This window comes from Pseudomonas sp. NPDC089534 (assembly GCF_044749305.1).
GTDB classification, from domain to species: domain Bacteria; phylum Pseudomonadota; class Gammaproteobacteria; order Pseudomonadales; family Pseudomonadaceae; genus Aquipseudomonas; species Aquipseudomonas ekonensis.
In genome coordinates this window covers 15,950-42,124 of the sequence record NZ_JBIVHR010000019.1, presented here as the reverse complement: position 1 = coordinate 42,124, position 26,175 = coordinate 15,950, and the positions used below count along the sequence as shown (strand labels likewise).

Sequence of the window (26,175 nt, the reverse complement as noted above, 5' to 3'; positions counted from 1 at the left end):
GTTCTGTGATTATCGTTAGGAGGCTACAGATTAGACCGTTGCCTCAGATGGTGACCAGTCCGCGCACGCCTTCGCTTTCCATGTGTTCGCCGCGGCCCTGCTGCACGATCTCGCCGCGGGACATCACCAGGTACTGGTCGGCCAGTTCGGCGGCGAAGTCGTAGAACTGCTCCACCAGCAGGATCGCCATGTCGCCGCGGGCGGCGAGCTGCTTGATCACCGCGCCGATTTCCTTGATCACCGACGGCTGGATGCCTTCGGTGGGCTCATCGAGGATCAGCAGGCGCGGACGGCTGGCCAGGGCGCGGCCGATGGCCAGTTGTTGCTGCTGGCCGCCGGACAGGTCGCCGCCGCGCCGCTGCTTCATCTGCTGCAGCACCGGGAACAGCTCGTAGATGAACCCCGGCACTTCCCCGGCTTGGCGGCCGGGAAAGCGCGACAGGCCCATCAGCAGGTTTTCCTCCACGGTCAGCCGGCCGAAGATCTCCCGGCCCTGGGGCACGTAGGCGATCCCGGCGTGCACCCTTTGGTGCGGCTTGTGCGCGGTGATCGGCCGGCCTTCCCAGTGCACCGTGCCTTCCTTGGCCGGCAACAGCCCCATCAGGCACTTGAGCAGCGTAGTCTTGCCCACGCCGTTGCGCCCGAGCAGGCAGGTGACTTCGCCGACCTTCGCCTCGAAGCTCAGGCCGCGCAGGATGTGGCTACCGCCGTAGTACTGGTGCAGCTTGTCGACTTGCAGCATGTCCAAAACCTCCTTGAATCTCCCCCCTGTAGGAGCGAGCCTGCTCGCGATGGCGGTGTGTCAGTCACCGCGACTGTCGGGAGTGCCGACGTCATCGCGAGCAGGCTCGCTCCTACAGGTTCTGCGCATGCGGTTTCAGCGACCGAGGTACACCTCGATCACCCGCTCGTTGTCCTGCACCTGCTCCAGCGACCCTTCGGCCAGCACGCTGCCCTGGTGCAGCACGGTGACGTGGTCGGCGATGGCGCCGACGAAGCCCATGTCGTGCTCCACCACCATCAGCGAATGCTTGCCCGCCAGTGACTTGAACAGCTCGGCGGTGAACTCGGTCTCGGCGTCGGTCATGCCCGCCACCGGTTCGTCGAGCAGCAGCAGTTGCGGGTCCTGCATCAGCAGCATGCCGATCTCCAGGAACTGCTTCTGGCCGTGGGACAGCAGGCCCGCCGGACGGTTGACCGAGGCGGTCAGGCGGATGGTCTCCAGCACCTCGGCGATGCGGTCCTGCTGCTCGCCGCTCAGGCGCGCACGCAGGCTGGCCCACACCGACTTGTCGGCCTTCTGCGCCAGCTCCAGGTTCTCGAACACGCTCAAGGCCTCGAACACCGTGGGCTTCTGGAACTTGCGGCCGATGCCGGCCTGGGCGATCCGCACCTCGCTCATCTGCGCAAGGTTCAGGGTTTCGCCGAACCAGGCCTTGCCGTGGGTGGGGCGGGTCTTGCCGGTGATGACGTCCATCAGCGTCGTCTTGCCCGCGCCGTTGGGGCCGATGATGCAGCGCAGCTCGCCGACGCCGATGTACAGGTTCAGGTTGTTCAGGGCCTTGAAGCCGTCGAAGCTGACGCTGATGTCTTCCAGGGTCAGGATCGTGCCGTGGCGGGTGTCGAGCCCCGGGCCGACACGTTGGCCGAGGCCGAGCGCCTCGCGGCTGGTGCCGGCGTCGCGGTTCGGTTCCAGCGGCGGGAAGAAGGCCGGTTCGAGCATGAACTCGGCGCTTGCGGTCACTCTCATGGCTCACCTCGTCTTTTCAGCAGGCCGATCACGCCTTTGGGCAGGTACAGGGTCACGCCGATGAACAGCGCGCCGAGGAAGAACAGCCAGTATTCGGGGAAGGCCACGGTGAACCAGCTCTTCATGCCGTTGACCACGCCGGCGCCGAGCAGCGGGCCGACCAGGGTGCCGCGCCCGCCGAGGGCGACCCAGACGGCGGCTTCGATGGAGTTGGTCGGCGACATTTCGCTCGGGTTGATGATCCCCACCTGCGGCACGTACAGCGCGCCGGCCAGTCCGCACAGCACGGCGCTCAGCACCCACACGAACAGCTTGAAGCCGCGCGGGTCGTAGCCGCAGAACATCAGGCGGTTCTCCGCATCGCGCAGGGCGGTCAGCACCCGGCCGAACTTGCTCCGGGCCAGGCGCCAGCCGATGAACAGGCTCGCCGCCAGCAACAGCACCGTGGCCAGGAACAGCGCTGCGCGGGTGCCGGGCTCGGTGATGCCGAAGCCCAGGATCGTGCGGAAGTTGGTGAAGCCGTTGTTGCCGCCGAACCCGGTCTCGTTGCGGAAAAACAGGAGCATGCCGGCGAAGGTCAGGGCCTGGGTCATGATCGAGAAGTACACGCCCTTGATCCGCGAGCGGAAGGCGAAGAAGCCGAACGCCAGCGCCAGCAGCCCCGGCGCCAGCACCACCAGGCACAGGGCCCAGAGGAAGTGGTCGGTGCCGCTCCAGTACCAGGGCAGTTCGTTCCACGACAGGAACGTCATGAACGCCGGCAAGCCGTCCCCGGCGGCCTGGCGCATCAGGTACATGCCCATGGCGTAGCCGCCGAGGGCGAAGAACAGGCCGTGGCCCAGGGACAGCAGGCCGGCGTAGCCCCAGACCAGGTCCAGCGCCAGGGCGACGATGGCGTAGCAGAGGATCTTGCCGACCAGCGTCAGGGTGTAGGCCGAGACGTGCAGCGCGCTGTCGGCCGGCAGCAGCGACAGCAGCGGCAAGGCGATCAGCAGGGCGAAGACCGTCACGCCGACAGCGGCCGTGAGGGTGGGGCCGGCCTTTTGCGTGGCCGTGAGCAGCAGTGGCTGGTTCATCAGTCGATCACCCGTCCCTTGAGAGCGAAGAGGCCTTGCGGACGTTTCTGAATGAACAGAATGATCAGCGCGAGGATCAGGATCTTGCCCAGCACCGCACCGATCTGCGGTTCGAGCAGTTTGTTGGCCACGCCGAGGCCGAAGGCGGCGAACACGCTGCCGGCCAATTGGCCGACGCCGCCGAGCACCACCACCAGGAACGAGTCGATGATGTAGCCCTGGCCCAGGTCCGGCCCGACGTTGCCGATCTGGCTCAGCGCCACGCCGCCGAGGCCGGCGATGCCCGAGCCCAGGCCGAAGGCGAGCATGTCGACCCGCCCGGTGGGCACGCCGCAGCAGGCGGCCATGCTGCGGTTCTGGGTGACGGCGCGCACGTTCAGGCCCAGGCGCGTCTTGTTCAGCAGCAGCCAGGTCAGCGCCACCACGAACAGCGCGAAGCCGATGATCACAATGCGGCTGTAGGGCAGCACCAGGTTCGGCAGCACCTGGATCCCGCCGGACAGCCAGGCCGGGTTGGCCACCTCGACGTTCTGCGCGCCGAACGCCAGCCGCACCAGTTGGATCAGCATCAGGCTGATGCCCCAGGTGGCGAGCAGGGTCTCCAGCGGCCGGCCGTAGAGGTGGCGGATCACCGTGCGCTCCAGGGCCATGCCGATGGCGGCGGTGACAAAGAACGCCACCGGCAGCGCGATCAGCGGATAGAGTTCGAGGGCCTGCGGCGCGTGGCGCTGGATCAGCAGTTGCACCACGTAGGTCGAGTAGGCGCCGAGCATCAGCATTTCGCCGTGGGCCATGTTGATCACGCCGAGCAGGCCGAAGGTGATCGCCAGGCCCAGCGCCGCCAGCAGCAGGATCGAACCCAGGGACAGGCCGCTGAACGCCTGGCCGAGCACATCGCCCACCAGCAGCTTGCGCTTGACCTGGCCGAGGCTGGTTTCGGCCGCCGTGCGAACGCCGGCGTCGGTTTCGGCGCCGGGTTCGAGCACACCTTCGAGGCGCGTGCGGGCCAGCGGGTCGCCGGTCTCGCCGAGCAGGCGCACGGCGGCCAGGCGCACCGCCGGGTCGGCGTCCGCCAGTTGCAGGTTGGCCAGCGCCAGGCTCAGGGCGGCGTGGACGTGCTCATCGGTTTCGCCGGCCAGTTGCCGGTCGAGGAATTTCAGTTGGGCGGGTTTGGCGCTCTTCTGCAATTGCTGCGCAGCGGCCAGGCGGATCTTCGCGTCGGCGGCGAGCAACTGATGGCTGGCCAGGGCGGTGTCGGTCAGGCCGCGCAGGCGGTTGTTCAGGCGCAGGGTCTTGGCTTGGCCGTCGACGGTCAGTTCGCCCTGTTGCAGCGCGCCGAGCAATTCGAGGCGGGCCGGATCGGGCTGCGCGGCCCAGGCTTCCAGCAGTTTGGCCTGTTGCGCGGGGTTGGCGGCGACGAAGTCTTCGGCATCCCCGGCGTGGGTGGCCATCGGCAGCAAAAGTGCGACGGCCAGGATCAAGCGGATAAGGGCAGTGGGCATAGAGAGGCGCCTTGCTTGGATTGTGTGGGAGCTGGCTTGCCAGCGATGCAGGCGACTCGGTGCACCTGGCGAACCGAGGTGATGCCATCGCTGGCAAGCCAGCTCCCACAGGATCGGTGTCAGGCTCAAGCGTTGTGCCCAAGCCTGACGTTCAAGGGGTCAGTTGCTCTTCACCGCATACTCCGGCTTCTTGTCGTTGCCGGGGATGAACGGGCTCCACGGCTGGGCGCGGACCGGGCCTTCGGTCTGCCAGACCACGTTGAACTGACCGTCCGGCTGGATCTCGCCGATCATCACCGGCTTGTGCAGGTGGTGGTTGGTCTTGTCCATGGTCAGGGTGTAGCCCGACGGCGCGGCGAAGGTCTGGCCGGCGAGCGCCTCGCGGACCTTGTCGACGTCGGTGGACTTGGCTTTCTCCACCGCCTGGGCCCACAGGTGGATGCCGACGTAGGTGGCCTCCATCGGGTCGTTGGTCACGGCCTTGTCGGCGCCCGGCAGGTTGTGTTTCTTCGCGTAGGCCTTCCAGTCGTCGACGAACTGCTTGTTCACCGGGTTCTCCACCGACTCGAAGTAGTTCCACGCCGCGAGGTTGCCCACCAGCGGCTTGGTGTCGATGCCGCGCAGTTCTTCCTCGCCCACCGAGAACGCCACCACCGGCACGTCGGTGGCCTTCAGGCCCTGGTTGGCCAGTTCCTTGTAGAACGGCACGTTGGAGTCGCCGTTGACCGTGGAGACGACGGCGGTCTTGCCGTCGGCCGAGAACTTTTTGATGTTGGCCACGATGGTCTGGTAGTCGCTGTGGCCGAACGGGGTGTAGACCTCTTCGATGTCCTTGTCGGCCACGCCCTTGGAATGCAGGAACGCACGCAGGATCTTGTTGGTGGTGCGCGGATAGACGTAGTCGGTGCCGAGCAGGAAGAAGCGCTTGGCGCCGCCGCCGTCCTCGCTCATCAGGTACTCGACCGCCGGGATCGCCTGCTGGTTGGGCGCGGCGCCGGTGTAGAACACGTTCGGCGACATTTCCTCGCCTTCGTACTGCACCGGGTAGAACAGCAGGCCGTTGAGTTCCTCGAACACCGGCAGCACCGATTTGCGCGACACCGAGGTCCAGCAGCCGAACACCACCGCCACCTTGTCCTGGGTCAGCAGCTGCCGGCCCTTCTCGGCGAACAGCGGCCAGTTCGACGCCGGATCCACCACCACCGGCTCCAGCAGCTTGCCGTTGACGCCGCCCTTGGCGTTGATCTCGTCGATGGTCATCAGGGCCATGTCCTTGAGGGACGTCTCGGAGATCGCCATGGTGCCGGACAACGAATGCAGAATCCCGACCTTGATGGTCTCGGCGGCCTGGGCCGTCCAGGTCATGCCCATCGCGGCAATGCTTGCCGAGAGTGTGAAAGCCTTGATCAAACTGCGACGCTTCATTGTGCGATCTCCATGAACGTTCGAATTTTCTGGGTTGGCAGAGGCGGACGACCGGAGGGGTTTTGCAAGGGCTGTGCCCGGTCGGGAGCGGGCAGGGAAATACCGGTTTAGAGCGGTTGCCGCATTGCGCAGCGCACCATGAGAGGACGGATTGCATGCCGCGGTGCACGCGCGTGCGCCAGATCGGGGCGCCGGTTTCACCAGCGGCACCGTCCAATGCAGGCGCGAGCCTGCTCGCGAAGGGGCCGTGCCAGCCAACATCGTCGTTGAGTGGCTCACCGCATTCGCGAACAGGCCCGGGCCCGCAGGTTGGGTCTGCGCCGGATCAGCGGCGGCGCATCAGGCCGATGAAGAACAGCCCGCCGATGGCGGCGGTGGCCACGCCGATGGGCAGGTCTTCGGGGGCGATCAGGGTGCGCGCCGCGACATCGACCCAGACCAGGAACACGCTGCCCAGCAGCGCGCACGCCGGCAGCAGACGGCGGTGCTCGGCGCCGACCAGGCGCCTGGCGATGTGCGGCACCATCAGGCCGACAAAACCGATGGAACCGCTGATGGACACCAGCACGCCGGTCATCAGCGAGGCGATGACGAACACCCGCAGGCGCACCGCGCGGGCGTTCAGGCCGAGGGTGACGGCGGTCTGCTCGCCGGCCATCAGCGCGTTCAGCGCACGCGCCATGCCCAGCAGCAAGGCGAGCCCGAGCAACACGCTGAGGGCTGGCACCGTGAGCAGTTCCCAGCGGGCCAGGCCGAGGCCGCCGAGCATCCAGAACATCACCGCGGAACTGGCGCGGTGGTCGCCCATGAACAGCAGCAGGTTGGCGATCGCCATCATCACGAACGACACCGCCACGCCGCACAGCAGCAAGCGGTCGCTGTCGAGCCGGCCGTGCCGGCTGGCGATGGCCAGCACCGCCAGCATGCTCAGCAGCGCGCCGATGAACGCGGCCGCCGGCAGGGTCAGCAGCCCGGCGATCTCGCCGACGTGCAGCACGACGATCACCGCGCCCAGGGTCGCACCGGACGTGACGCCGAGCAGGTGCGGGTCGGCCAGCGGGTTGCGCGTCACCGCCTGCAGCACCGCGCCGATCAGCGCCAGCCCGGCGCCGACCAGGGCGCCGAGCAGCATGCGCGGCACCCGGATCAGCCAGACGATGTGTTCCTGGCCGGCGCTCCAGTCGGGCACGCCGACGGCGAACAGCTTGTGCAGCAGGATCCGCCACACCACGTCCACCGGCACCCGCGCCGGTCCCGCCCCCAGCGACACCACGCACGACACCAGCAGCACGGCGCCCAGCGCGGTCAGCAGCAGGGCGTAGCGACGGTCGCTCATTCGCCGTGGAACCCTTTGGCCAGGGTCTCCACCGCCAGCACGTTGTCGATCCCCGGCGTGGCCTGCACATACGGGATGACGATGAAGCGCCGGTTCTTGATGGCGTCCACCGATTGCAGGGCCTTGTTGTTGAGCAGGAATTCGATCTTCTGGTCGGCGCTGATCTCGCTGTAGTCGACGATCACGATCACCTGCGGATTGCGCTCGACCACGGTTTCCCAGTTGACCCGGGTCCAGCTCGCTTCGACGTCATCGAGAACGTTGCGCCCGCCGGCGGCGTCGATCAGCGCCTGGGGCATGCCGAGGCGGCCGGAGGTCATGGCGCGGTCCTCGCCGCTGTCGTACAGGAACACCCGGGGCTTGTCGGCGGGCAGGTCCTTGCGGATCTCGGCGACCTGCGCCTGCATGCCGGCGATCAATGTCTCGGCGCGGTCCTGCACGTCGAAGATCCGGCCCAGGTTGCGCAGGTCGGTGTAGGTGTCGTCCAGCGTCGCGGCCGGGCGCTTCATCACGAAGGCGCAGGACTCGGTCAGCTCGTAGACGTTGATGCCCAGCGGCTGCAAGGTCTGCGGGGTGAGGTCGCCGCCCACGCGCATCCCGTAGTCCCAGCCGGCGAAGAGGAAGTCGACGTTGGCGTCTAGCAGGGTTTCCACCGACGGGTACTTGGCCGCCAGTTCCGGCAGGCCGTCGAGCATCGACTGCATGTCGGGCGTCACCGCCTTCCAGCCGCTGACGCCGCTGTAGCCGGCCATCCGCGGCTTGAGGCCGAGGGCGAGCATCATCTGGGTCATGTTGATGTCGTGGCTGAGCGCGTGCTTCGGCGCCTGCTTGAACGTCACGTCGCGGTTGCAGCTGTGGACGGTCAACGGGTATTGCGTGGCTTGGGCGGCGGCGTGGGCGCTGCCCAGCAGCAGGGCGGCGCACAGCAGGGAACGGACGGTCATGGTCGGGTAATCCAGGTGATTCGCGGGTAGCCGTGGAGGGGATGGGGGTCGATCAAGGCGTCGACGCCGAAGACGTCGCGCAGCAGTTCGGCGGTGAGCACGTCGTGCGGTGTGCCGCTGGCGACGATGCGGCCGCGGTCGAGCACGTAGAGGCGGTCGCAGAAGGCGGCCGCCAGGTTGAGGTCGTGGATGCTGGCCAGGGTGCCGATGCGCAGCCGCTTGACCAGTTGCAGCAGCTCCAGCTGGTAGCGCGGGTCGAGGTGGTTGGTCGGCTCGTCGAGGATCAGCAGCTGCGGTTGCTGGGTCAGGGCGCGGGCCAGGATCACCCGTTGTTTTTCACCGCCGGACAGTGTGGCGAACGCGTGATCTTCGAAGCCGTCGAGCCCCACCGATTGCAGCGCCTGAGTGGCGAGGTGACGGTCTTCCAGCGTGTCGCCGTCGAACAGGCCCTTGTGCGGCGTGCGGCCCATGGCGACCACTTCTTCGACGGTCAGGCCGAAGGCATCGGGGAATTCCTGCAAGACCACGGCGATGCGTTGGGCGCACCAGCGCGAGGATTGCTTCCAGACGTTGTGGTGATCGAGTTTGACCTCACCGTGCTCCGGCTGACTGAAACGGTAGGCGCAACGCAACAGGCTGGTCTTGCCGCTGCCGTTGGGCCCGATCAGCCCGACGAACTCACCGGCGGCCACTTGCAACGAGGCGTCACGCAGCTGGAACTGGTGATGGCAGTGGCCGTGGCCCAGAGGTGTCCAGGCAAGATCGGTGAGGGACAGTGAGGTCATTTCGTTCCTGTTCTAGAAGGTGTAATCAGCCGTGACAAAGAACGAACGAGGCTCACCCAGAATCCACTGCTGGCCCTCATTGTATTGGCTTTGCGCGTACTGCCGGTCAAACAGATTGTTCACCTGCAACCCCAGCGTCGTATTGCGCAGCGCTTTCCACGACAGCGTCGCATCGACCACGGTGTAGCTCGGCAGCTCGTTGCGGTTGGCCATGTCGGCGTAGCGCGCATCGACATAACGCACGCCGGCGCCGGCTTTCACGTCATCCGTAATGGCTTTGCTCAGCCACAGATTCGCCGTGCGCCGTGGCACGTCCACCGGACGATTGCCATTGCGCGACACCGGTACGCCGCCGACCACCTCTTCGAAATCGTCGTACTTGGCCTTGACGATGGCGGCGTTGGCTTGCAGTTGCCAGGCGTTCGGCAATTGCAGATCGAGGCTGGCCTCCAGGCCGTTCGACGATTGCTGCCCGACCTGCTGCTTGAGCGTCGGATTGCCCGGATCGTCGGTCAGCAGTTTCTTTTTCACGATGCGGTAGGCCGCCAGGGTGAATTCGCCGCGGTCGTCCCAGAACAGCTGCTTCATGCCGATCTCGGTCTGCCGGGCGGTGGCCAGGTCGTACTGCTGCTGGCTCGGGCTCAGGGAAATCAGCCCGCCGACGCCGTCGGTGCTGGTCGCCACCTGGCCATAGAACGACGTCTGCGGCGTCAGGGCGAACACCAGCCCGGCCTTCCAGTTGTTGCCGGTCAGGGTCTTGTCGCTGCGGCTGTCGTTGACCAGGTTGTCGCGGTCCACGTGCACGTAGTCGCGGCGCACCCCGGTCACCAGCGACCAGCGCTCGCTCAGTTGCGTGCGGTTTTCGGCGAACGCCGACATTTGCTTCGTGGTGCTGCGGAACTGGCCGCGGTAAGGGTCGGCGCTCTCGAAATAGCCTGGCTGCGGACGGTACAGGTCCAGCGGCTGGCCGTCCGGCAACACATCGTTGAACGGCGAGTTGCTGTCGAGCCGGAAGCGGATGCGGTTGTAGTCGACGCCGGTGACGGTCTGGCTGTCGAGGCCGAACAGCGAGTGCCTGAAGGTGAAGGTCTGGCGGTCGCCGACCTGCTCCTGCTTGTGGCCGATGCCGAAGTAGCCGCTGCGGCTCAGCTGCCCGCTGTCGCGGTCGAAGTTGTAGTTCTCGGCGTTCTGCCAGCGGCGTCGGGCCTTGAGGTAATAGAGTTCGTTGCTGGCGCTGACCGAGTCGTTGATCTGCCAGTCGCTGGTCAAGCGCGTCCACTGGTCGTTGTAGTGCTGTTTGTCGTCGCGCACGTTGTAGTTCTTGTTGCGCAGGCTGTCCTTCAGACGGCCGTCGATCAGCGGGGTGCCGAAATAGTTCTGCGGGCGCTGGTCGCCGTAGTCGTGGGCCAGGGTGAAGGTCAGGTCGTCGCGGGCCTGCCAGCGCAGGGCGGCGCTGACGAAGTCGCCGGACGAGTCGCCGCGGTCGATCCAGCCGTTGCTGCGCAGGCGGTTGAGGTTCAGGCGGTAGCTCAGGGTGTCGCTCAGCGAGCCGCCGCTGTCGAGCGCCTGCTGCTGGGTGTCGAAGGAGCCGTAGCCGACGCGCAGGCGGTTTTCGATCTCGCCCTCGAAGGGCTTCTTCGGAATCGTGTTGACCACCGCGCCCGTGGCGCCTTCGCCGTACAGCACCGAGGCCGGGCCGCGCAGCACGTCGACGCGCTCCACCGACCACGTATCGACCGGGAACGTCACGGTGCCCATGCCGGTGTACATGCGGTTGCCGTCATACAGCTGCATCACCGAGCTCTGCCCGGTGAAGCCGCGGGCCTGCAACGAGGTGCCGCCGTCGCCGGGGGTGCCGGTGCGGCTGATGCCGGTGCTGCGCGACACGGCGTCCTGCACGCTGCGGTCGCCACGGGCGCGGATCCGCTCGCCGGTCAGGCTTTCGGTGCTGGCCGGGGTCTCCAGGGCGCTGAGGTTCAGGCGCGAGCCGGCGCCGGTCGCGGTGGCGAGGCTGACGGCGTCGTCATCCACCGCTGGCGCGGTGATGGTGCCGGTGGGCAGCGTCAGCGGCGGGGCGTCGGCGTGGGCGCCGTTCGCCGCGAACAGGCAAAGGCCGGACAGGAGGTACTTGTTCATCTGAGCTTCAAATCGCTTCTTCAAAAGAAAGCCCGCCGTCCTTCGACGGCGGGCAAAGCGGTCAATTAGCGTTATACAGTAACACTAAAATGTCCGGGGGGCTAAGCCCCGAAAGTGTATAGAAGCGTCTAAATCACGCATCTCGCCTGATTCATGATGATCATGAGGAAAACACAGGTTGGTCAGGTTGCCGTGGCTTATGGGTTGTTTTCCGGATCGGCAGGGAGGTCATTGCGAACGGTGATAAAAAACTGTCAGCTCTTATAGGTGCGAAAAATCGTTCGTGACGTAGTGTCCGAGTGTCGAAGACATCAGGAGCGACATCATGAAAACGATCGCAGGCGTCATTCTCGCAGCGGCGGCCTTAGTCGGTTCCGGCAGCGTTTTGTTGGCGAGCAGTGAGTTTCCCGATTGCAACGAGGCTTGGTATCAAAACACGGCTTACAAATCATGCAAATCCATCAGCCAGAGCAACTATGGAGGGGTTGCGGTTCCCCAATCGGAGAACGACGGGTTCCGAACCTGCAAGATCAGGGTCTGGTGCGAGAAAAGTGATGGACAGCTCTCCGATCAGCGACTCCAACTGGATGTCACGCAAGTGCCGCAGTTGAGCAACTGCAACGGCGTGCTCAAGGTCGGCCAGTGCTGAGGCAACCGCCGGCGCAGGCACCCACCGATGCCTGCGCCGGCGCTGATGGTCAGTTGGCGTAGGCCCTGCGGCCAAGTCGCGCCAGCAACAGCCAGTCCAGCAGCCCCACCACCACCAGCGAAGCCCCCACCAGCGGGAATGCCACGCCCAGCGCCAGCATGATCGCCACCCCGGTCTTCCATTTCGGCAGGTCGTGACGCAGCGGCGGGACGCCGAACTTGCCCTGCGGGCGGCGCTTCCACCAGATCACCACGCCGCTGACCGCGCTGAGCAGGATCATCAGGCAGATCAGCAGCACGACGATCTGGTTGAAGGCGCCGAACATCTTGCCTTCGTGCAGCATCACGCCGATCTCCGTGGCCCGGGCGACGGCGCCGTAGTGCTCGAAGCGCACGTCGGCGAGCACCTTGCCGGTGTACTGGTCGATGTGCAGGGTGGCGTCGTTGCGCGGGTCGTCGGCGAACACGGCGACGGTGAACACGCCGGTGGCGGTGGTCGGCAGGGTGATGCTGTAGCCCGGCTCGACATTGCGTTGCGTGGCGATGTCCTGCACTGCTTGCAGGCTGACGGCCGGGGCCGCCGGGCTGTGCTGCATGCCGCCATGGGCCATGTGTTCGGCGTGGTCGCCGGACATCGGCATCGGCGTGTTCTCCATGGCCCACGGCACGGTCTGGCGGGCGGCCGTGTTGAGGCTGCGGGCCTCGACGTCGGAGGTCGGCACGTTGTCCCACATCGCCGCCGGGAACACGTTCCACACCTGGGCGTACTGCTTGCCCCAGAAGCCGGTCCAGGTCATGCCGCTGAGCAGCATCACCAGCAGCAGCGCGGCGCCCCAGAACCCGGTGACCGCGTGCAGGTCGCGCCACAGCACCCGGCCACGGCTGCTCAGGCGCGGCCACAGGATCCCGGCGGCCTGGCCCCGCGGCCACCACAGGAACACCCCGGACACCACCAGCACCACGCCCCAGCCGGCGGCGAGCTCGATGAGCCGGTCGCCGACGGTGCCGATCATCAGTTCGCCGTGGATCGCCCGGGCGACGGCCTGCAGGTTCTGCTTGGCGTCCTGCTCGCCGAGGATGTCGCCGTGGTACGGGTCGACGAACACGTTCAGCTCGTGGCCGGCGTCCTTCACCACGAACTGCGCGCTGCGTCCGGCGGACGCCGGCGGCAGGTACTGGGTGACCTGGCCCTGCGGGTAAGCGTTCTTGACCCTTTGCAGCAGGTCGTCGGCCGGCACGGTGTGGTGCCCGGCCGGGACGTTGAGCAGACTGCCGTACATCAGCGAGTCGAGCTGCGGCTTGAAGAGATAGATGATGCCGGTCAGGGCCAGCATCACCATGAATGGCGCGACGAACAGACCGGCATAGAAATGCCAGCGCCAGGCCAGGTTGTAGAAGTTCGGTTTGGGCTGTTTCATCACGTGTGCTCCGCTTGGCTTGGATCTTTTAGTTGTTCTGTATCGGTTGAACCGTGGTCACTGTGGGAGCGAGCCTGCTCGCGAAAGCGCCGCATCAGGCGACATCGATGTCACCTGTGACGTCCCCTCGCGAGCAGGCTCGCTCCTACAAGGGGGTCAGAAACTCATGTCCACCTTGGTCCAGAGCGTGCGCCCCGGCTCCTTGATCGCTTGCGGGTCGTTGGCCGGAAAGCCGAACCCGGCGTTGCCCGCCAGGTTCAGGTGTTCGGCGTAAGCCTTGCCGAACAGGTTGTCGACGCCGGTGCTGACCTTCCAGTGCCGGTTGATCCGATAGGCACCGTTGAGCGAGAACACGCCGAAGCCCGAACTCTTGCCGTAGTCCTTGCCGACCACGTTGCCTTTGTTCTGGTCGATGCGGTTTTGCGCGGCCACCACCCGCCACAGGGCGCCGGCGCTCCAGTCGTCTTCGCTGTAGGTCAGGCCGAAGCGCGCGTCCAGCGGCGGCATCTGCGGCAGCGCCGTGCCGTCGCTGCTGTTCTTGCCCCAGGCGTAGGCCAGGGTCGCGTCGGCTTTCCAGCGCTCGGTGAGCCGGTAGGCGGCCCCGAGCTCGCCGCCCATGATCCGGGCGTCGATGTTCTCGGCGCGGGAGGCCATGCCCGTGTAGTCGAACAGGATGTAGTCGCGCACCTGGCCGATGTAGCCCGAGGCCCAGGCGTCGAGGTCGGCGCTCTTGTAGTTCACGCCGAAGTCGAGCTGGGTGGTCTTTTCCGGTTTGATCGAGTCGAACGCGTTCAGCGAACCGGCAGGGCCGGACTTGGGCGAGAACAGCTCCCAGTAATCCGGGAAGCGCTGGGCGTGGCCCAGGCCCGCATACAGCGTGGCCGGGGAGTCGGCCAGGTCATGCTCGTAACGCACGAAGCCGCTGGGCAGGGTGTCGGCGCGGGTGTCGTCGGCGGTCGGGTTGGGGCGGGACATCATGCCCGAGCCGATGCGCTGGCGGTAATCCTTGGCCGAGGCGCGGTCCACCCGGGCGCCGGTGATCAGCCGGTCGCGGTCGGCGGCGTACCAGGTCAGTTCGCTGAACACGCCGTAGTTGTGGAAATCGGCGTCCTTGTTGCGCGGCACATCCTTGTAGGCGTCGATGCCCATGGCGGCGCGCTGGCGGTGCTCGTCGGTCTGCGCGTCGAGGCCGGTGACCAACTGGATGTCGGCCCAGCGCCAGGTCGCCTTGATCCGTGCGCCGAGGGTGCGCCGGTCGACGTTGGAGGCCATCGGCCCGGCCATCATCCCGGTGCCGGACGGCGTGCGCAGGGTGTAGTTGTCCATCACATGGTCGGCGTAGTTGTAGTAGACCTGCGCCTCCAGTTTCTCCAGCACGTCGGTGATGTTGGATTTTTCGAAGCGCAGGCCCAGGCTTTCGCGCAGGAACTGCGAGCCGTCCATGCCGCGCCCGGCGTAGCGCGCTTCGCCGTCGCCGCGGCCGGCGGTCAGTTCCAGCAGGGTGTCGGCGTCCGGCGTCCAGCCCAGCGCCACATCGCCGTTCCACTTGTCGTAGCGCGAGGCGACGGTGTCGTTGTTGCCGTCGCGGTAGTCGTCGGAATGGGCAGTGTTGCCGACCACCCGCACGTAGCCCAGCGAGCCGCCGGCGGCGGCATCCACCACTTTGTCGAAGCGCCCGTTGGAGCCCGCCAGCACGCTGGCGTTGACCCGGGTGCCGAGCTCGCCGAAGCGCTCCGGCTCGCGGTCGAACAGGATCGTGCCGGCCGAGGCGCCGGGGCCGTAGAGCACGGTCTGCGGGCCCTTGATCACGGTGAGCTTGTCGTAGGTCTCGGGCGAGATGTACGAGGTCGGCGCGTCCATCCGGCCGGGGCAGGCGCCGAGCATCACGCTGCCGTTGGTGAGGATGTTCAGGCGCGAGCCGAACATGCCGCGCAGCACCGGGTCGCCGTTGGTGCCGCCGTTGCGCACCAGGGCGAAGCCGGGGATGGTCTTGAGGTAGTCGCCGCCGTCGCTGGCCGGCACCGGTTGGCGCGGATCCTTGGGGTTGGTGACGACGGTCAGCGGCGAGCTCGGGGCCAGGGCGGTGATCACCGTCGGGCTCAGTTCTTCACTGGCGGCGCCATGGCCGGCGTGTTCATCGGCCAATGCCAGCGGGGACAGCAGGACGCCGCAAAGGACGGCGGTGGCGTGCCTGAAGCGAACGCGGGATTCGGTCAGGGCAAAGGACGTTCGGGCAGGGCTCAAACGCGGGACAGCGGAAAACCTGGACATGACAATTTCCATCAAACAGTCGTAAACGACACGGCCGGCAGCCTGGGGCTGTCTTCTTGACCGTGTGCAATCAGAGGTGGGTGTCTACGCTGCGACGGGCGGGGCGCGGGTGCGGGCGCCGGGGAAGAAGGTCTGCCGGGGGTGGCCCAGGCGTGGGGAGGGCGATGTGTACGTATTGACGGGCGGGACGCTGAACGTGGCGAAGCTGCCGCCGCCGGTCAGCGCCGGGCAGTTGAACAGCAGGCTGCAGTAGCCGCACTTTTCCCACATCACATGGCGGGACGATTGCGGCGGGCAGTGTTCGGCGGCCGGTTGCGCGTCCGGCGCGGCGTGATCCATGCCCGGCATGTCCATCTCCATGCCCATCGGCATGTTCATGGAGGCGTGCGAGTCCATCGGCATCGACTGGGAAACCAGCGGGCCGATGAAGATCATCAACATGGCGAACAGGGCGATCCAGCTGCCGCGTGTCAGGTCTCTGGCCTGACGGCGTTGCAGGGAGGGCCTGGCGCTCAGCGGGCGCATGGCCGGCGTCTGCCGTTGCGGTTACTGGGCGTGCGCGTGGGCCGGCATGGCCTGCGGCGCTTCCTTCTGCACGGCGACTTCGACGGTCACGTCACCGGCCTTCTCGAAGTGCAGGGTCAGCGGGAAGCGCTTGCCGTCGCTGAGCAGGCTGCGGTCGCTGGGGTTCATCAGCATCACGTGGTACGCCATCGGCGCGAAGGTCACGTTGCCGCCGGCGGGGATCGCCACGTTCGGCACCTGCTGCATCTTCATCAGGTCGCCCTGCATCACATGCTCGTGCAGTTCGGCCTTGGGGGCGATCGGGGAATCGACGCCGAGCAGGCGGTCGTCGCTCTTGCCGGCATTGTGGATCACGAAATAGGCGGCGACGGTCGGGGCGTTGGGCGGCAGCTCCTGCGACCACGGGTGGGCGATTTCCAGCTCGCCGGCCTTGTATTCGTGGGCATGGGCGAAGCAGGCAGGCAACAGCAACGCGGCCAGGACGATGAGTTTGTTCAACATGACGGTTCTCCAGATCGATTTGAAACGCAGGTCAAATGCGGCAACAAATCAAGCCAGAGGGGAGGCGCGGGGATTGAGGTCGGGCCATTGCTGGCGCGGCGTCGGTGCTTGCATCGTGACGGGCGCCACGCTGCGGTTGCTTTCGTAGCGGGCGAAATACAGCTGCGGCGAATGCCCGGGCAACGCCAGCACCGGCGCTGCGCCTGAACAGCACCAGCAATGCTGCATGGTGGAGTGGTCGTCGCCGCCCTGGGGGGCCTTCTGGTCGACGGTGCCGATGGACACCGCCACCATCTTCGTCCCGCTGCCGGTGCAGAAGCTGCTCCACAGCAACTGTTCGGCCGGCGACTGCGCCGCCTGGGCCATCGAACCCGTCAACGGCATGGCGAGCATGTTGAACAGCACTGCGAAGCAGGCGATCCAGGCAATGGCAAGCCGGTGTCGGTTCATGGGACGGATCCGTCGGGTGGGCGATCAGGCGCGGCTATTTAGCCTGATCAGGGCCGATAAGTAAAAAAGCGTCGTGCGGTTTGGTGTCGCAGCATGCTTACAGCGCTACGGCATGCAATCTCAAACCCAATGCCTTCATGACTTTCATGATAGTTGCGAATTCAGGATTGCCAGTGCTGCTCAGCGCTTTGTACAGGCTCTCACGACCAAGACCTGCGTCCCGCGCGACCTGGGTCATGCCTTGGGCGCGGGCGATGTCATTGAGCGCCGCGCGTATCAGGACCCCGTCACCGGCATCTTCGTCAAAACAGGCATCCAGATAGGCCGCCATGTCCTCAGGGGTTTTGAGGTACTCGGCAGCGTCAAAACGGGTGAACTCTTCGGTCATGGCTTACTCCTCATTACCGATGCCATGTGCCATCTGCACGGCGTGTTTGATATCTCGCCTTTGTGTCGATTTGTCGCCCCCTATCAGCAGCAGGTAAATCACTTCCCCTCGACGTGTGAAGTACACCCTGTAACCGGGGCCGCAATGAACGCGCATTTCATAAACGGTGTCACCGACGAACCTGCAATCGCCAAAGTTGCCCAGTTCGGCCGCCCTGAGCCTGGAGAGGATTCGGCCTTTACCGGTGATGTCTTTTAGGGAATCGAGCCATTCGGAAAAAATACGGGATCGTTCAAAGGCGATCATGTCGGGATCGTATTCCTTGGGATACAGGCAGGCAAGCCGTATTTTCTGGCCGCCTGATTGTCTGGATTGAAGGAAACGAAGTATTGGAGTGAGGAGGTCGTGAATAACAGTCGGCTGCGTCCCCAAAATTTGCGGGGAAAATCGCCGCTGAGTTTGAAATTAGGAAAAGTCTGACATCGTCAGGGCTTCAAGGACTTCAGACGTACTCCAAAACACCCGATCCACCTCCGGCAACACCGGCCGCCCCAACACAATCACCGGCACCCCACGCTCCCGCGCCACCGCAAGCTTCGGCTCGGTCGCCGCGCTGCCGCTGTTCTTGCTGATCAGCACGTCGATCTGTCGCCGTTCGAACAGCGCCCGTTCGTCCTCGATCAGGAACGGTCCACGGGCGCCGATGACTTCGCAGCGTTCGTTGCCGGGGTAGACGTCGAGGGCGCGTAGCGTCCAGAACTGGTGCGCGGGGATTTCGTCCAGGTGCTGCAAGGGTTCGCGGCCCAGGGTGAACAGCGGGCGGCGGAAGGGTTCGAGCGCCTTGACCAGCTCGGTCCAGTCGGCGATTTCGCGCCAGTCGTCGCCGGGCTCGGCTTGCCACGCGGGACGGCGCAGGGCCCAGCAGGGGATGCCCGACCGTTGCGCAGCGCTCGCCGCGTTGTGGCTGATCTGTGCGGCGTAGGGGTGGGTGGCGTCGAGCAGCAGGCCGATGCCCTCGTCGCGGATGAACTGCGCCAGGCCTTCGGCGCCGCCGTAGCCGCCGGTGCGCACCCGGCAGGTCAGGTCGGTCGGCACGCGGCCGATGCCGGCCAGGCTGTAGATATGTGCCGGCCCCAAGGTACGGGCGATGGCCAGCGCTTCGGTGACGCCGCCGAGCAACAGGATCCGCTTCATCGAAACGCTCCCGCATGGCCGACGATGCCGCCCTGGCGGTCGATCGCGAACACTTCGACCTGCACCTGCGCCGGCACCACGCTGCGGGCGAACGCCAGCGCATGGCGGCAGACCTCGTCGCCGAGGGCGATGCCCGCCGCGCTGGCCATCGCCAACGCCTGCTGGCTGGTGTTGGCTTCGCGGATGCGTTGCTGCAAGGCCGCATCGGCGCCCACCGCGGCCGCCCAGCCGGCCAGTTGCGGCAGGTCGATGCTCGAATGGCGCGAGTGCAGGTCCATGTGCCCGGCCGCCAGTTTGCTGATCTTGCCGAAGCCGCCGCACAGGCTGAGCTTGTCCACAGGCACCTTGCGCAGATGCTTGAGCACCGCGCCGACGAAGTCGCCCATTTCGATCAGGGCGATTTCCGGCAGGCCGTAGACCCGGCGCATGGTGTCCTCGCTGGCGTTGCCGGTGCAGGCGGCGATGTGCAGGTAGCCGTTGGTCTTGGCGACGTCGATGCCCTGATGGATCGAGGCGATGTAGGCCGCACAGGAGAACGGCCGGACGATGCCGCTGGTGCCGAGGATCGACAGTCCGCCGAGGATGCCCAGGCGCGGGTTCATGGTCTTCAGCGCCAGGGCCTCGCCGCCCTCGACGTTGACGGTGACCTCGAAGCCTCCGCCATAGCCGGTCTCTTCGGCGAGCAGGGTCAGGTGGTCGCCGATCATCTTGCGCGGCACCGGGTTGATCGCCGGCTCGCCGACGGCCAGCACCAGCCCCGGCCGGGTCACGGTGCCGACCCCTTTGCCGGCGTTGAAGCGGATCCCGGGTTCGGCGCACAGCCGCACCTGCGAGTAGAGCAGGGCGCCGTGGGTCACGTCGGGGTCGTCGCCGGCGTCCTTGATCGTGCCGGCTTCGGCGCCGTCGCCCGTCAAGCGGCAGAACTCCAGGCGCATCTGCACCTGCTTGCCTTTGGGCAGGGTGATCTGCACCGCGTCCGCCGGGGCGCCGCCGAGCAGCAGCCGCGCGGCGGCGAGGCTGGTGGCGGTGGCGCAGCTGCCGGTGGTCAGGCCGCTGCGCAGGGGGGCGGGTTGTTCGGCGGTTTCGTCACGCATCGAGGGGTTTGACCAGTTCCAGCAGGGTGATCGGCAGCGCCTGGCGCCAGGTGTCGAAGCCGCCCAGCGGCTGCGCCTGGGCGACGTGGAGGCGGGTCAGCTCGCCGCCGTGGCGTTCGCGCCAGTGCATCAGGGCGGTCTCGCTTTGCAGGGTCACGGCGTTGGCGACCAGCCGGCCGCCGGGCTTGAGCTGTGCCCAGCAGGTTTGGAAGACGTTCTCGCGGGTGACGCCGCCGCCGATGAACACCGCGTCCGGCCGCTCCAGGCCAGCGAGCGCCTGGGGCGCGCGGCCGCGGATCAGTTGCAGGCCGGGCACGCCCAAGGCGTCGCGGTTGTGTTCGATCAATTGCTGGCGGCCTTCGTCGGCCTCGATGGCCAGCGCCCGGCAGCTCGGGTGGGCGCGCATCCATTCGATGCCGATGGAGCCGCTGCCGGCGCCGACGTCCCACAGCAGCTCGCCGGGGCACGGCGCGAGGCGGGCGAGGGTGACGGCGCGCACATCGCGCTTGGTCAACTGGCCGTCGTGGCGGAACGCCGAGTCCGGCAGCCCGGCCAGCCGCGACAGGCGCGGGGCGCCGGTGTCGGCCAGGCATTCGAGGGCGATCACGTTGAGGTCGGCGACGGCCGGGGCGTTCCAGTCGTCGGCGGTGCCGTCGATGCGGCGCTCGGCGTTGCCGCCCAGATGCTCGAGCACCGTGAGGCGGCTCGGGCCGAACCCACGCTCGCGCAGCAGCGCCGCGACCGCCGCCGGGCTCTGTGCGTCGTTGCTCAGCAGCAGCAGGCGCACGCCGTTGGACAGCAGCGCATTGAGCGCCGCCAGGGGGCGGGCGACCAGCGACAGCGTCACCACGTCCTGCAACGGCCAGCCGAGCCGTGCGGCGGCCAGCGAGCAGGAGGACGGCGCCGGCAGGACGCTCATCTCGTCGCCCGGCACCTGGCGGGCCAGGCTGGCGCCGACGCCGTAGAACATCGGATCGCCGCTGGCCAGCACGCACACCGCTTCGCCCCGGCGCTCCAGCACCGGCGTCAGCGAAAACGGGCTCGGCCACTGCTGGCGCTCGCCACGGATGCACACCGGCAGCAGGTCCAGCTGGCGCGGGCCGCCGACGATCCGCGAGGCGTCCATCAGGGCGCGCCGGGCGTTCTTGCCCAGGCCCTTGAAGCCGTCCTCTCCGATACCTACCACTGTCAGCCAGGGCGTCATGCCGCTCCTCAATCCGGGGTTATGGGTCAAGGCGGCATGATAACGCGGCTGACGGCGTCTGGCGTCGGCCGGTTGCCGGTGAAACTTCCTGTCGCGCAAAGCCGGTTGCCCTGCCCGAGGCGTTTGCTAGGGTACAGGCCTACACAAAACGCATGCCAGGGTTGGCAGTAAGGAATAGGGACATGAATGAAAGAACAGGGTCGTTCGAGCATGAAGCGACGCTGGTGGGCGATGTCTTGCTCACCGGCGTTCGGGGGCAGCCGATGGCGGACTATGGGTTTGCGCGCGATTGCACCTATCTGGCCAAGAGACAGGCCGACAGCATTTACGACAGCAGTACCCAGCCGGGGCGGTGGATCGATTATTTCGCCGATCTTCTGTGGTCCCATGGCTGGAACCGCGACCAGCCGTCCGTGGAATACGTTCAGCCGCAGTTTTCCGGCAGCGTGAAGCAGGCGTGGATCAGGGTCGCCAACGGGCTGCTGTCCCCTGCCCAGGTGGCCGGCGTGGAGGCCGGGCTGACCTCGCTCGAGCGCAGGGCCGATCTGCTGGAGGCGACCAAGGGGCTCAGCGGGAAGGCCTTCGACCTGAAGATCGTGCCGGTCAGCTACAACGCGGCCGGCGACATGGAACTGGTCGTCACCCATGTGCGGTTCATCAAATCCAGCCTGAACACCCGCTACCTGTTCTGGGACATCTCGCAGGCCATGACCCAGCTGGACATCCGGGCCCGGCGGGTGGTGATCTCGCGCAGGGTCATGGAGGCCCGGCGGCCGAGCGTGGCCAAGGCCATGGAAAACCTGTCGTTCGGCTTCAAGGATTACGAGCTGTAGCCGCTTCTAGGGCTGCGCCGTGCAGCCTCGTGGAGGGTTTCCGACCGTCAGGCTTTTCATGGCCTTGGGCAAAGCAGGCATAATGGCTGCCTTTCGCCCGCCCACGTGCCCAGCCAGCCGGTCAACCCTTGAACGAACGCCCGATGTCCACCGCCCTACGCCCCTCGGCCTGCCCGGGATTGCTGCGCATCGTCCAGGCGCTGGACGGCGGCATCTGCCGGATCAAGCTCGATGGCGGATCGGTCACGGCGGATCAGGCCGAGGCGGTGGCCGAGGCCGCCGAGCGCTTCGCCGGCGGCGTCATCGAGGCGACCAACCGCGCCAACCTGCAGATCCGCGGGATCGGCGACCGCTCCGCGGCCCTGATCGAGCGGCTGCTGGCCGCAGGGCTCGGGCCGCGCACCGCCGCCGGCGACGATGTGCGCAACCTGATGCTCAGCCCGTCCGCCGGGATCGACCGGCAGATGCGTTTCGACACCCGTCCGCTGGCGCGGCAGGTCCTCGAAACCCTGCAAAGCCACCCGCGCTTTCACGACCTGAGCGCCAAGTTCGCCGTGCAACTGGACGGCGGCGAAGCCCTGGCGATGCTCGAGCACCCCCATGATCTGTGGTTGTCGGCCTGCGAGCGCGAGGGCCAGCCGCTGTTGGCGTTCGGCCTGGCCGGTTGCCCGACGGAGCCTGCGTCGGCGGCGGTGGCTCTTGAGGATGGTCATGCGCTGGTGGTCGCGGTGCTGGAACTGTTCCTTGAGTCGGCGCGTCCGGAGCAGACGCGGATGCGCCATCTGCTGGATGAACTGCCGCTGCCGGCCTTCCTCGAACGGCTCGGGGCGCGCGTGCCGCTCAAGGCCCTCGACGGCTGGCAGCGCCCGCAGGCTGACGGCGCGCTGCAGCTCGGCGTTCACCGGCAGCACGCGCCGGGACAGGTCTACGTCGGCGCGGTGCCGCCGCTGGGGCGTCTCGACCCGGCGATGCTGCGCGGCGCCGCGGACCTGGCGCGACGGTTCGGCGACGGCAGCCTGCGGTTCACCCCGTGGCAAAGCCTGCTGCTGCCGAACATCGGCGAGTCCGACGCCGGGCAAGTGCTGCTCGGGCTCGAACACTTGGGGCTGCGTACCCTGGCGAGCGATCCGCTCACCGCCGTGATCGCCTGCACCGGCGCCAGCGGCTGCGGCAAAGGCCTGGCCGACACCAAGGCCGACGCCCGCCGGCTGGCCGCGCTGCTGCCGCAGGCCCAGGCCGTGCACCTGTCCGGCTGCCCGCGCTCCTGCGCCGCCGCGCACCGTGTCCCGGCGACGCTGCTGGCCGTCAGTCCCGGCCACTATGATCTTTATCTGCGCGATGCGGCGTTGCCCGGCTTCGGCGCGCTGCACGCCCAAAACCTCACTATCGACGCGGCCGCGACCCTGCTCGCCGCCCGCTCACGGAGCCCCCTTGATGCTTGATTACATCCGCGACGGTCAGGAGATCTATCGCAACTCCTTCGCGATCATCCGCGCCGAGGCCGACCTGGCGCGCATTCCGGCCGACCTCGAAAAACTCGCGGTGCGGGTGATCCACGCCTGCGGCATGGTCGAGGCGGTCGACGGCCTGCAGTTTTCCGAAGGCGCGGGCAAGGCCGGGCGCGATGCGCTGGCCGCCGGGGCGCCGATCCTGTGCGATGCGCGGATGGTGGCCGAAGGCATCACCCGTGCGCGCCTGCCGGCGGACAATCCGGTGATCTGCACCCTGCGCGACGAGCGCGTGCCGGAGCTGGCCCGCGAGCTGGGCAACACCCGTTCCGCCGTCGCGTTGGAGCTGTGGCGCGAGCACCTGGAAGGCAGCGTGGTGGTGATCGGCAACGCGCCGACCGCCCTGTTCTACCTGCTGGAGATGATCGATGCCGGCGCCCCGAAACCGGCGCTGATCCTGGGCTTCCCGGTGGGCTTCGTCGGCGCTGCCGAGTCCAAGGCCGCGCTGGCGGCCGACAGCCGCGGCGTGCCGTTCGTGATCATGCAGGGCCGCCTCGGCGGCAGCGCCATGGCCGCCGCCGCCGTCAACGCACTCGCCACGGAGATCGAATGATGCAGGCACAAGGACGCTTGATCGGCCTGGGCGTGGGCCCCGGCGATCCGGAACTGATCACCGTGAAGGCCCTGCGCCTGCTGCGCGAGTCGCCGGTGGTGGCCTACTTCGTGGCCAAGGGCAAGAAAGGCAACGCCTTCGGCATCATCGAGGCGCACCTGCAGGACGCGCAGAACCTGCTGCCGCTGGTGTACCCGGTGACCACCGAAGCGCTGCCGGCGCCGCTGTCCTATGAACAGGTGATCAGCGACTTCTACGACGGCGCCGCCGAAGAGGTGGCCGCGCATCTGGACGCCGGCCGCGACGTGGCGGTGATCTGCGAGGGTGATCCGTTCTTCTACGGCTCCTACATGTACCTGCACGACCGCCTCGCCGCCCGCTACGAAGCCGAAGTGGTGCCGGGCGTCTGCTCGATGCTCGGTGGCGCCTCGGTGCTGGGCGCGCCGCTGGTGTACCGCAACCAGAGCCTGTCGGTGCTCTCCGGCGTGTTGCCGCACGAAGAGCTGAAGCGGCGCCTGGCCGACGCCGACGCGGCGGTGATCATGAAACTGGGGCGCAACTTTCCGAAGGTGCGCCAGGTGCTGGACGAGCTCGGCCTGGCCGGGCGTGCGCTCTACGTCGAGCGCGCGACCATGGCCAACCAGAAGATCGTGCCGCTGGATGAGGTCGAGCCGATGTCGTCGCCGTACTTCTCGCTGATCATCGTCCCCGGCGAACGGTGGCAAGGCTGATGACTCCCATGCCTCCAGCCATCGTCATCCTCGGCCAGGGCAGCCTGGCCACGGCCCGTCGCATTCAGCAGGTCTACCCGGCGGCACAGGTCCTGGGCCTGGCCGGGCGGGTCGACGGCGCCGACCGCACCTACGCCGAATTCGGCGCGACCCTGCGCGAACTGTACCGGCAGGGCACGCCGATCGTCGCCCTGTGCGCGGCGGGCATCGTCATCCGCACCCTGGCCCCGCTGCTGCTGGAGAAGGGCGCCGAGCCGGCGGTGCTCGCCGTCGCCGAAGACGGCAGCGCCGTGGTGCCGCTGCTGGGCGGCCTGGGCGGCGTCAACGTCATGGCCCGGGAGATCGCGGCCGGTCTGCAGGTCGCGGCGGCGATCACCACCAGCGGCGAGCTGCGCTTCGGCACCTGCCTGCTCAATCCGCCGGAAGGCTATGTGCTCGGCGACCTGGAGACGGGCAAGCGCTTTGTCTCCGACCTGCTGGCCGGACACAGCGTGCGCATCGAAGGCGCTGCGCCGTGGCTGGATCAGGCGCAGTTGCCGCAGGATCCTTCGGCGCAGCGTTCGATCCATGTCGGCAGCGCCGCCAGGGACGCCGACGCCGGCGAGCTGCTGATCTACCCGCTCAGCGTCGCGGTGGCGGTGAGCGCTGATGCCGAAGACCTGCCGGATGCCGTTCGCGGAGCGTTGCGTGAGGCGGGCGTCGCGGTGCAGGCGTTGGCGTGCCTGGTGGCGGCCGACGCGGACATGGCCTCGGCGAATCTTCGCGAGGCGGCCATGGCGTTGGGCGTGCCGCTGCGGTTCGTCGCGGCGCAAGACGGCATCGGGGCGCTGGCGCAGGCCGCGGTGCCGGAGGCGACGCTGGTGGCCATGGGCAAACTGGTTGTCGCCATCGCCGGACAGCCGCTGGATATCGCGCAGATCGGCCGCCCGCGCGGTCGCCTGGCCGTGATCGGCCTCGGCCCCGGCGCCGCCGAACTGATGGTGCCGGCGGTGAAGGCCGAACTGGCCCGGGCCACCGACGTGCTCGGCTACGAAACCTACGTGCGCATGGCCGGTCCGTTTCGCGACGATCAGATCCAGCACTGCACCGACAACCGCGAAGAGATGCAGCGCGCCCGCCATGCGTTCCGGCTGGCGGCCGAGGGGCGTTCGGTGATCGTGGTCTCGTCCGGCGACCCGGGGGTGTTCGCCATGGCGGCGGCGGTGCTCGAGGCATTGCACGAATCGGACGATCCGGCGTGGCACAGCGTCGACCTGGAAATCCTGCCGGGGGTCTCCGCCTCCCTGGCCACCGCCGCCCAGGCTGGCGCGCCGTTGGGACATGACTTCTGCGTGATGTCGCTGTCGGACAACCTCAAGCCGTGGTCGATCATCGAAAAGCGCCTGGACCTGGCCGCCGAGGCCGATCTGGCCCTGGCGTTCTACAACCCGATCTCCCGCGCGCGTCCTTGGCAGCTGGGGCGTGCGCTGGAGATCGTCGCGCAGCACCGCTTGCCGCAGACACCGGTGGTGCTGGGGCGCGACATCGGCCGTCCGGGCCAGACCCTGCGCACCACCACGCTGGGCGCGCTGACCCCGGATCAGGTGGACATGCGCACCATGGTGCTGATCGGTTCCTCCACCACGTGCACGTTCCCGCGTGCGGAGGGCGGGGAGTGGGTCTACACGCCGCGCTGGTACGGTGAAAAGCCAACGTCGTGACAACGGAAAAAACCGTATCGATGTATTGAAAGAGGCCGTGAAGCGGAAAGTTTCACGGCCTTTTTTGTGGCGTAAACATTAGTGGTCAGAACAGGTTCGAAAAGCGCCGGTAAACATTGCCGGCGTCATTTGGTTTGATCATGTTTCGTTGTTCTGTTTTCTGAAAAGAATTGCATTCGTTGCCAATGGAGCCGGGTGCCTGC

At 67.2% G+C, this 26,175-nt stretch carries 25 protein-coding genes; 6 read left to right on the top strand and 19 right to left on the bottom strand.

All coding sequences use genetic code 11. The features are described 5' to 3' along the window. Positions 1-43 precede the first annotated feature (43 nt). The 9 genes from urtE to ACIP0B_RS08335 form a co-directional block, all read right to left on the bottom strand. Complete coding sequence (gene urtE / locus ACIP0B_RS08375; protein WP_400831142.1) at positions 44-742, bottom strand: urea ABC transporter ATP-binding subunit UrtE; 699 nt, start codon at positions 740-742, stop codon at positions 44-46. Between the two features lie 135 nt (positions 743-877). Next, positions 878-1,750, bottom strand: a complete 873-nt coding sequence (urtD, locus tag ACIP0B_RS08370; protein WP_400831140.1) for an urea ABC transporter ATP-binding protein UrtD — start codon at positions 1,748-1,750, stop codon at positions 878-880. Then, positions 1,747-2,826, bottom strand: a complete 1,080-nt coding sequence (urtC, locus tag ACIP0B_RS08365) for an urea ABC transporter permease subunit UrtC (RefSeq protein ID WP_400831139.1) — start codon at positions 2,824-2,826, stop codon at positions 1,747-1,749. The genes urtD and urtC overlap by 4 nt, the downstream gene beginning before the upstream one ends. Then, on the bottom strand, positions 2,826-4,328 hold the full coding sequence (gene urtB / locus ACIP0B_RS08360) for an urea ABC transporter permease subunit UrtB (protein WP_400831138.1): 1,503 nt from the start codon (positions 4,326-4,328) through the stop codon (positions 2,826-2,828). The genes urtC and urtB overlap by 1 nt, the downstream gene beginning before the upstream one ends. 159 nt (positions 4,329-4,487) lie before the next feature. Beyond that, positions 4,488-5,753: an urea ABC transporter substrate-binding protein gene (gene urtA / locus ACIP0B_RS08355; RefSeq protein WP_400831136.1), complete on the bottom strand. Its 1,266-nt coding sequence runs from the start codon at positions 5,751-5,753 to the stop codon at positions 4,488-4,490. A gap of 325 nt (positions 5,754-6,078) precedes the next feature. Further along, entirely contained in the window at positions 6,079-7,089 is a 1,011-nt protein-coding gene (locus ACIP0B_RS08350) for a FecCD family ABC transporter permease (RefSeq protein ID WP_400831135.1), read from the bottom strand. Further along, positions 7,086-8,033, bottom strand: a complete 948-nt coding sequence (locus ACIP0B_RS08345; protein ID WP_400831133.1) for an ABC transporter substrate-binding protein — start codon at positions 8,031-8,033, stop codon at positions 7,086-7,088. Before ACIP0B_RS08345 ends, ACIP0B_RS08350 begins: the two co-directional genes overlap by 4 nt. Further along, the gene (locus ACIP0B_RS08340; protein ID WP_400831132.1) at positions 8,030-8,818 is read right to left on the bottom strand and encodes an ABC transporter ATP-binding protein; all 789 of its coding nucleotides are present in this window, start codon (positions 8,816-8,818) and stop codon (positions 8,030-8,032) included. Before ACIP0B_RS08340 ends, ACIP0B_RS08345 begins: the two co-directional genes overlap by 4 nt. A 12-nt stretch (positions 8,819-8,830) precedes the next feature. Continuing rightward, positions 8,831-10,954, bottom strand: a complete 2,124-nt coding sequence (locus tag ACIP0B_RS08335) for a TonB-dependent receptor (protein ID WP_400831131.1) — start codon at positions 10,952-10,954, stop codon at positions 8,831-8,833. Positions 10,955-11,279: 325 nt separating this feature from the next. Between ACIP0B_RS08335 and ACIP0B_RS08330 the strand changes: the two genes are divergently transcribed. Beyond that, positions 11,280-11,603, top strand: a complete 324-nt coding sequence (locus ACIP0B_RS08330; RefSeq protein ID WP_400831130.1) for a hypothetical protein — start codon at positions 11,280-11,282, stop codon at positions 11,601-11,603. Positions 11,604-11,652: 49 nt separating this feature from the next. On the opposite strand, the gene ACIP0B_RS08325 is transcribed toward ACIP0B_RS08330, so the two are convergent. The 10 genes from ACIP0B_RS08325 to cbiE form a co-directional block, all read right to left on the bottom strand. Beyond that, the gene (locus ACIP0B_RS08325; protein WP_400831129.1) at positions 11,653-13,020 is read right to left on the bottom strand and encodes a PepSY-associated TM helix domain-containing protein; all 1,368 of its coding nucleotides are present in this window, start codon (positions 13,018-13,020) and stop codon (positions 11,653-11,655) included. A gap of 156 nt (positions 13,021-13,176) precedes the next feature. Further along, the gene (locus tag ACIP0B_RS08320) at positions 13,177-15,291 is read right to left on the bottom strand and encodes a TonB-dependent copper receptor (protein WP_400831128.1); all 2,115 of its coding nucleotides are present in this window, start codon (positions 15,289-15,291) and stop codon (positions 13,177-13,179) included. A gap of 84 nt (positions 15,292-15,375) precedes the next feature. Beyond that, positions 15,376-15,816, bottom strand: coding sequence for a DUF2946 domain-containing protein (locus ACIP0B_RS08315; protein ID WP_400831126.1), 441 nt, complete (start codon positions 15,814-15,816; stop codon positions 15,376-15,378). Positions 15,817-15,837: 21 nt separating this feature from the next. Then, the gene (locus ACIP0B_RS08310) at positions 15,838-16,317 is read right to left on the bottom strand and encodes a copper chaperone PCu(A)C (protein ID WP_400831125.1); all 480 of its coding nucleotides are present in this window, start codon (positions 16,315-16,317) and stop codon (positions 15,838-15,840) included. Between the two features lie 48 nt (positions 16,318-16,365). After that, a complete protein-coding gene (locus ACIP0B_RS08305; RefSeq protein WP_400831123.1) occupies positions 16,366-16,767 on the bottom strand; it encodes a DUF2946 domain-containing protein in 402 nt (133 codons plus the stop codon). Positions 16,768-16,864: 97 nt separating this feature from the next. Further along, on the bottom strand, positions 16,865-17,155 hold the full coding sequence (locus tag ACIP0B_RS08300) for an addiction module antidote protein (RefSeq protein ID WP_217893842.1): 291 nt from the start codon (positions 17,153-17,155) through the stop codon (positions 16,865-16,867). Positions 17,156-17,158: 3 nt separating this feature from the next. Next, a complete protein-coding gene (locus ACIP0B_RS08295) occupies positions 17,159-17,461 on the bottom strand; it encodes a type II toxin-antitoxin system RelE/ParE family toxin (RefSeq protein WP_400831122.1) in 303 nt (100 codons plus the stop codon). A gap of 159 nt (positions 17,462-17,620) precedes the next feature. Continuing rightward, positions 17,621-18,349 (bottom strand): cobalt-precorrin-6A reductase, encoded by a 729-nt coding sequence (locus ACIP0B_RS08290; protein WP_400831120.1) that lies wholly within the window; start codon positions 18,347-18,349, stop codon positions 17,621-17,623. Continuing rightward, positions 18,346-19,443 (bottom strand): cobalt-precorrin-5B (C(1))-methyltransferase, encoded by a 1,098-nt coding sequence (locus ACIP0B_RS08285; RefSeq protein WP_400831119.1) that lies wholly within the window; start codon positions 19,441-19,443, stop codon positions 18,346-18,348. Before ACIP0B_RS08285 ends, ACIP0B_RS08290 begins: the two co-directional genes overlap by 4 nt. Then, a complete protein-coding gene (gene cbiE / locus ACIP0B_RS08280; protein ID WP_400831117.1) occupies positions 19,436-20,647 on the bottom strand; it encodes a precorrin-6y C5,15-methyltransferase (decarboxylating) subunit CbiE in 1,212 nt (403 codons plus the stop codon). The genes ACIP0B_RS08285 and cbiE overlap by 8 nt, the downstream gene beginning before the upstream one ends. A 182-nt stretch (positions 20,648-20,829) precedes the next feature. On the opposite strand from cbiE, the gene ACIP0B_RS08275 reads away from it, so the two are divergent. From ACIP0B_RS08275 to cobJ, 5 genes are all read left to right on the top strand, one after another. Then, positions 20,830-21,480, top strand: a complete 651-nt coding sequence (locus ACIP0B_RS08275; protein WP_400831115.1) for a hypothetical protein — start codon at positions 20,830-20,832, stop codon at positions 21,478-21,480. Between the two features lie 143 nt (positions 21,481-21,623). After that, positions 21,624-22,922 carry a precorrin-3B synthase gene (cobG, locus tag ACIP0B_RS08270; RefSeq protein WP_400831113.1) on the top strand — a complete coding sequence of 433 codons (1,299 nt, stop codon included), beginning with the start codon at positions 21,624-21,626 and terminating at the stop codon, positions 22,920-22,922. Further along, positions 22,915-23,541: a precorrin-8X methylmutase gene (locus ACIP0B_RS08265; RefSeq protein WP_400831112.1), complete on the top strand. Its 627-nt coding sequence runs from the start codon at positions 22,915-22,917 to the stop codon at positions 23,539-23,541. The genes cobG and ACIP0B_RS08265 overlap by 8 nt, the downstream gene beginning before the upstream one ends. Beyond that, a complete protein-coding gene (locus ACIP0B_RS08260) occupies positions 23,538-24,272 on the top strand; it encodes a precorrin-2 C(20)-methyltransferase (protein ID WP_400831111.1) in 735 nt (244 codons plus the stop codon). The genes ACIP0B_RS08265 and ACIP0B_RS08260 overlap by 4 nt, the downstream gene beginning before the upstream one ends. Then, the gene (gene cobJ / locus ACIP0B_RS08255; RefSeq protein WP_400831109.1) at positions 24,272-25,972 is read left to right on the top strand and encodes a precorrin-3B C(17)-methyltransferase; all 1,701 of its coding nucleotides are present in this window, start codon (positions 24,272-24,274) and stop codon (positions 25,970-25,972) included. Before ACIP0B_RS08260 ends, cobJ begins: the two co-directional genes overlap by 1 nt. The last annotated feature ends 203 nt before the right edge of the window (positions 25,973-26,175 follow it).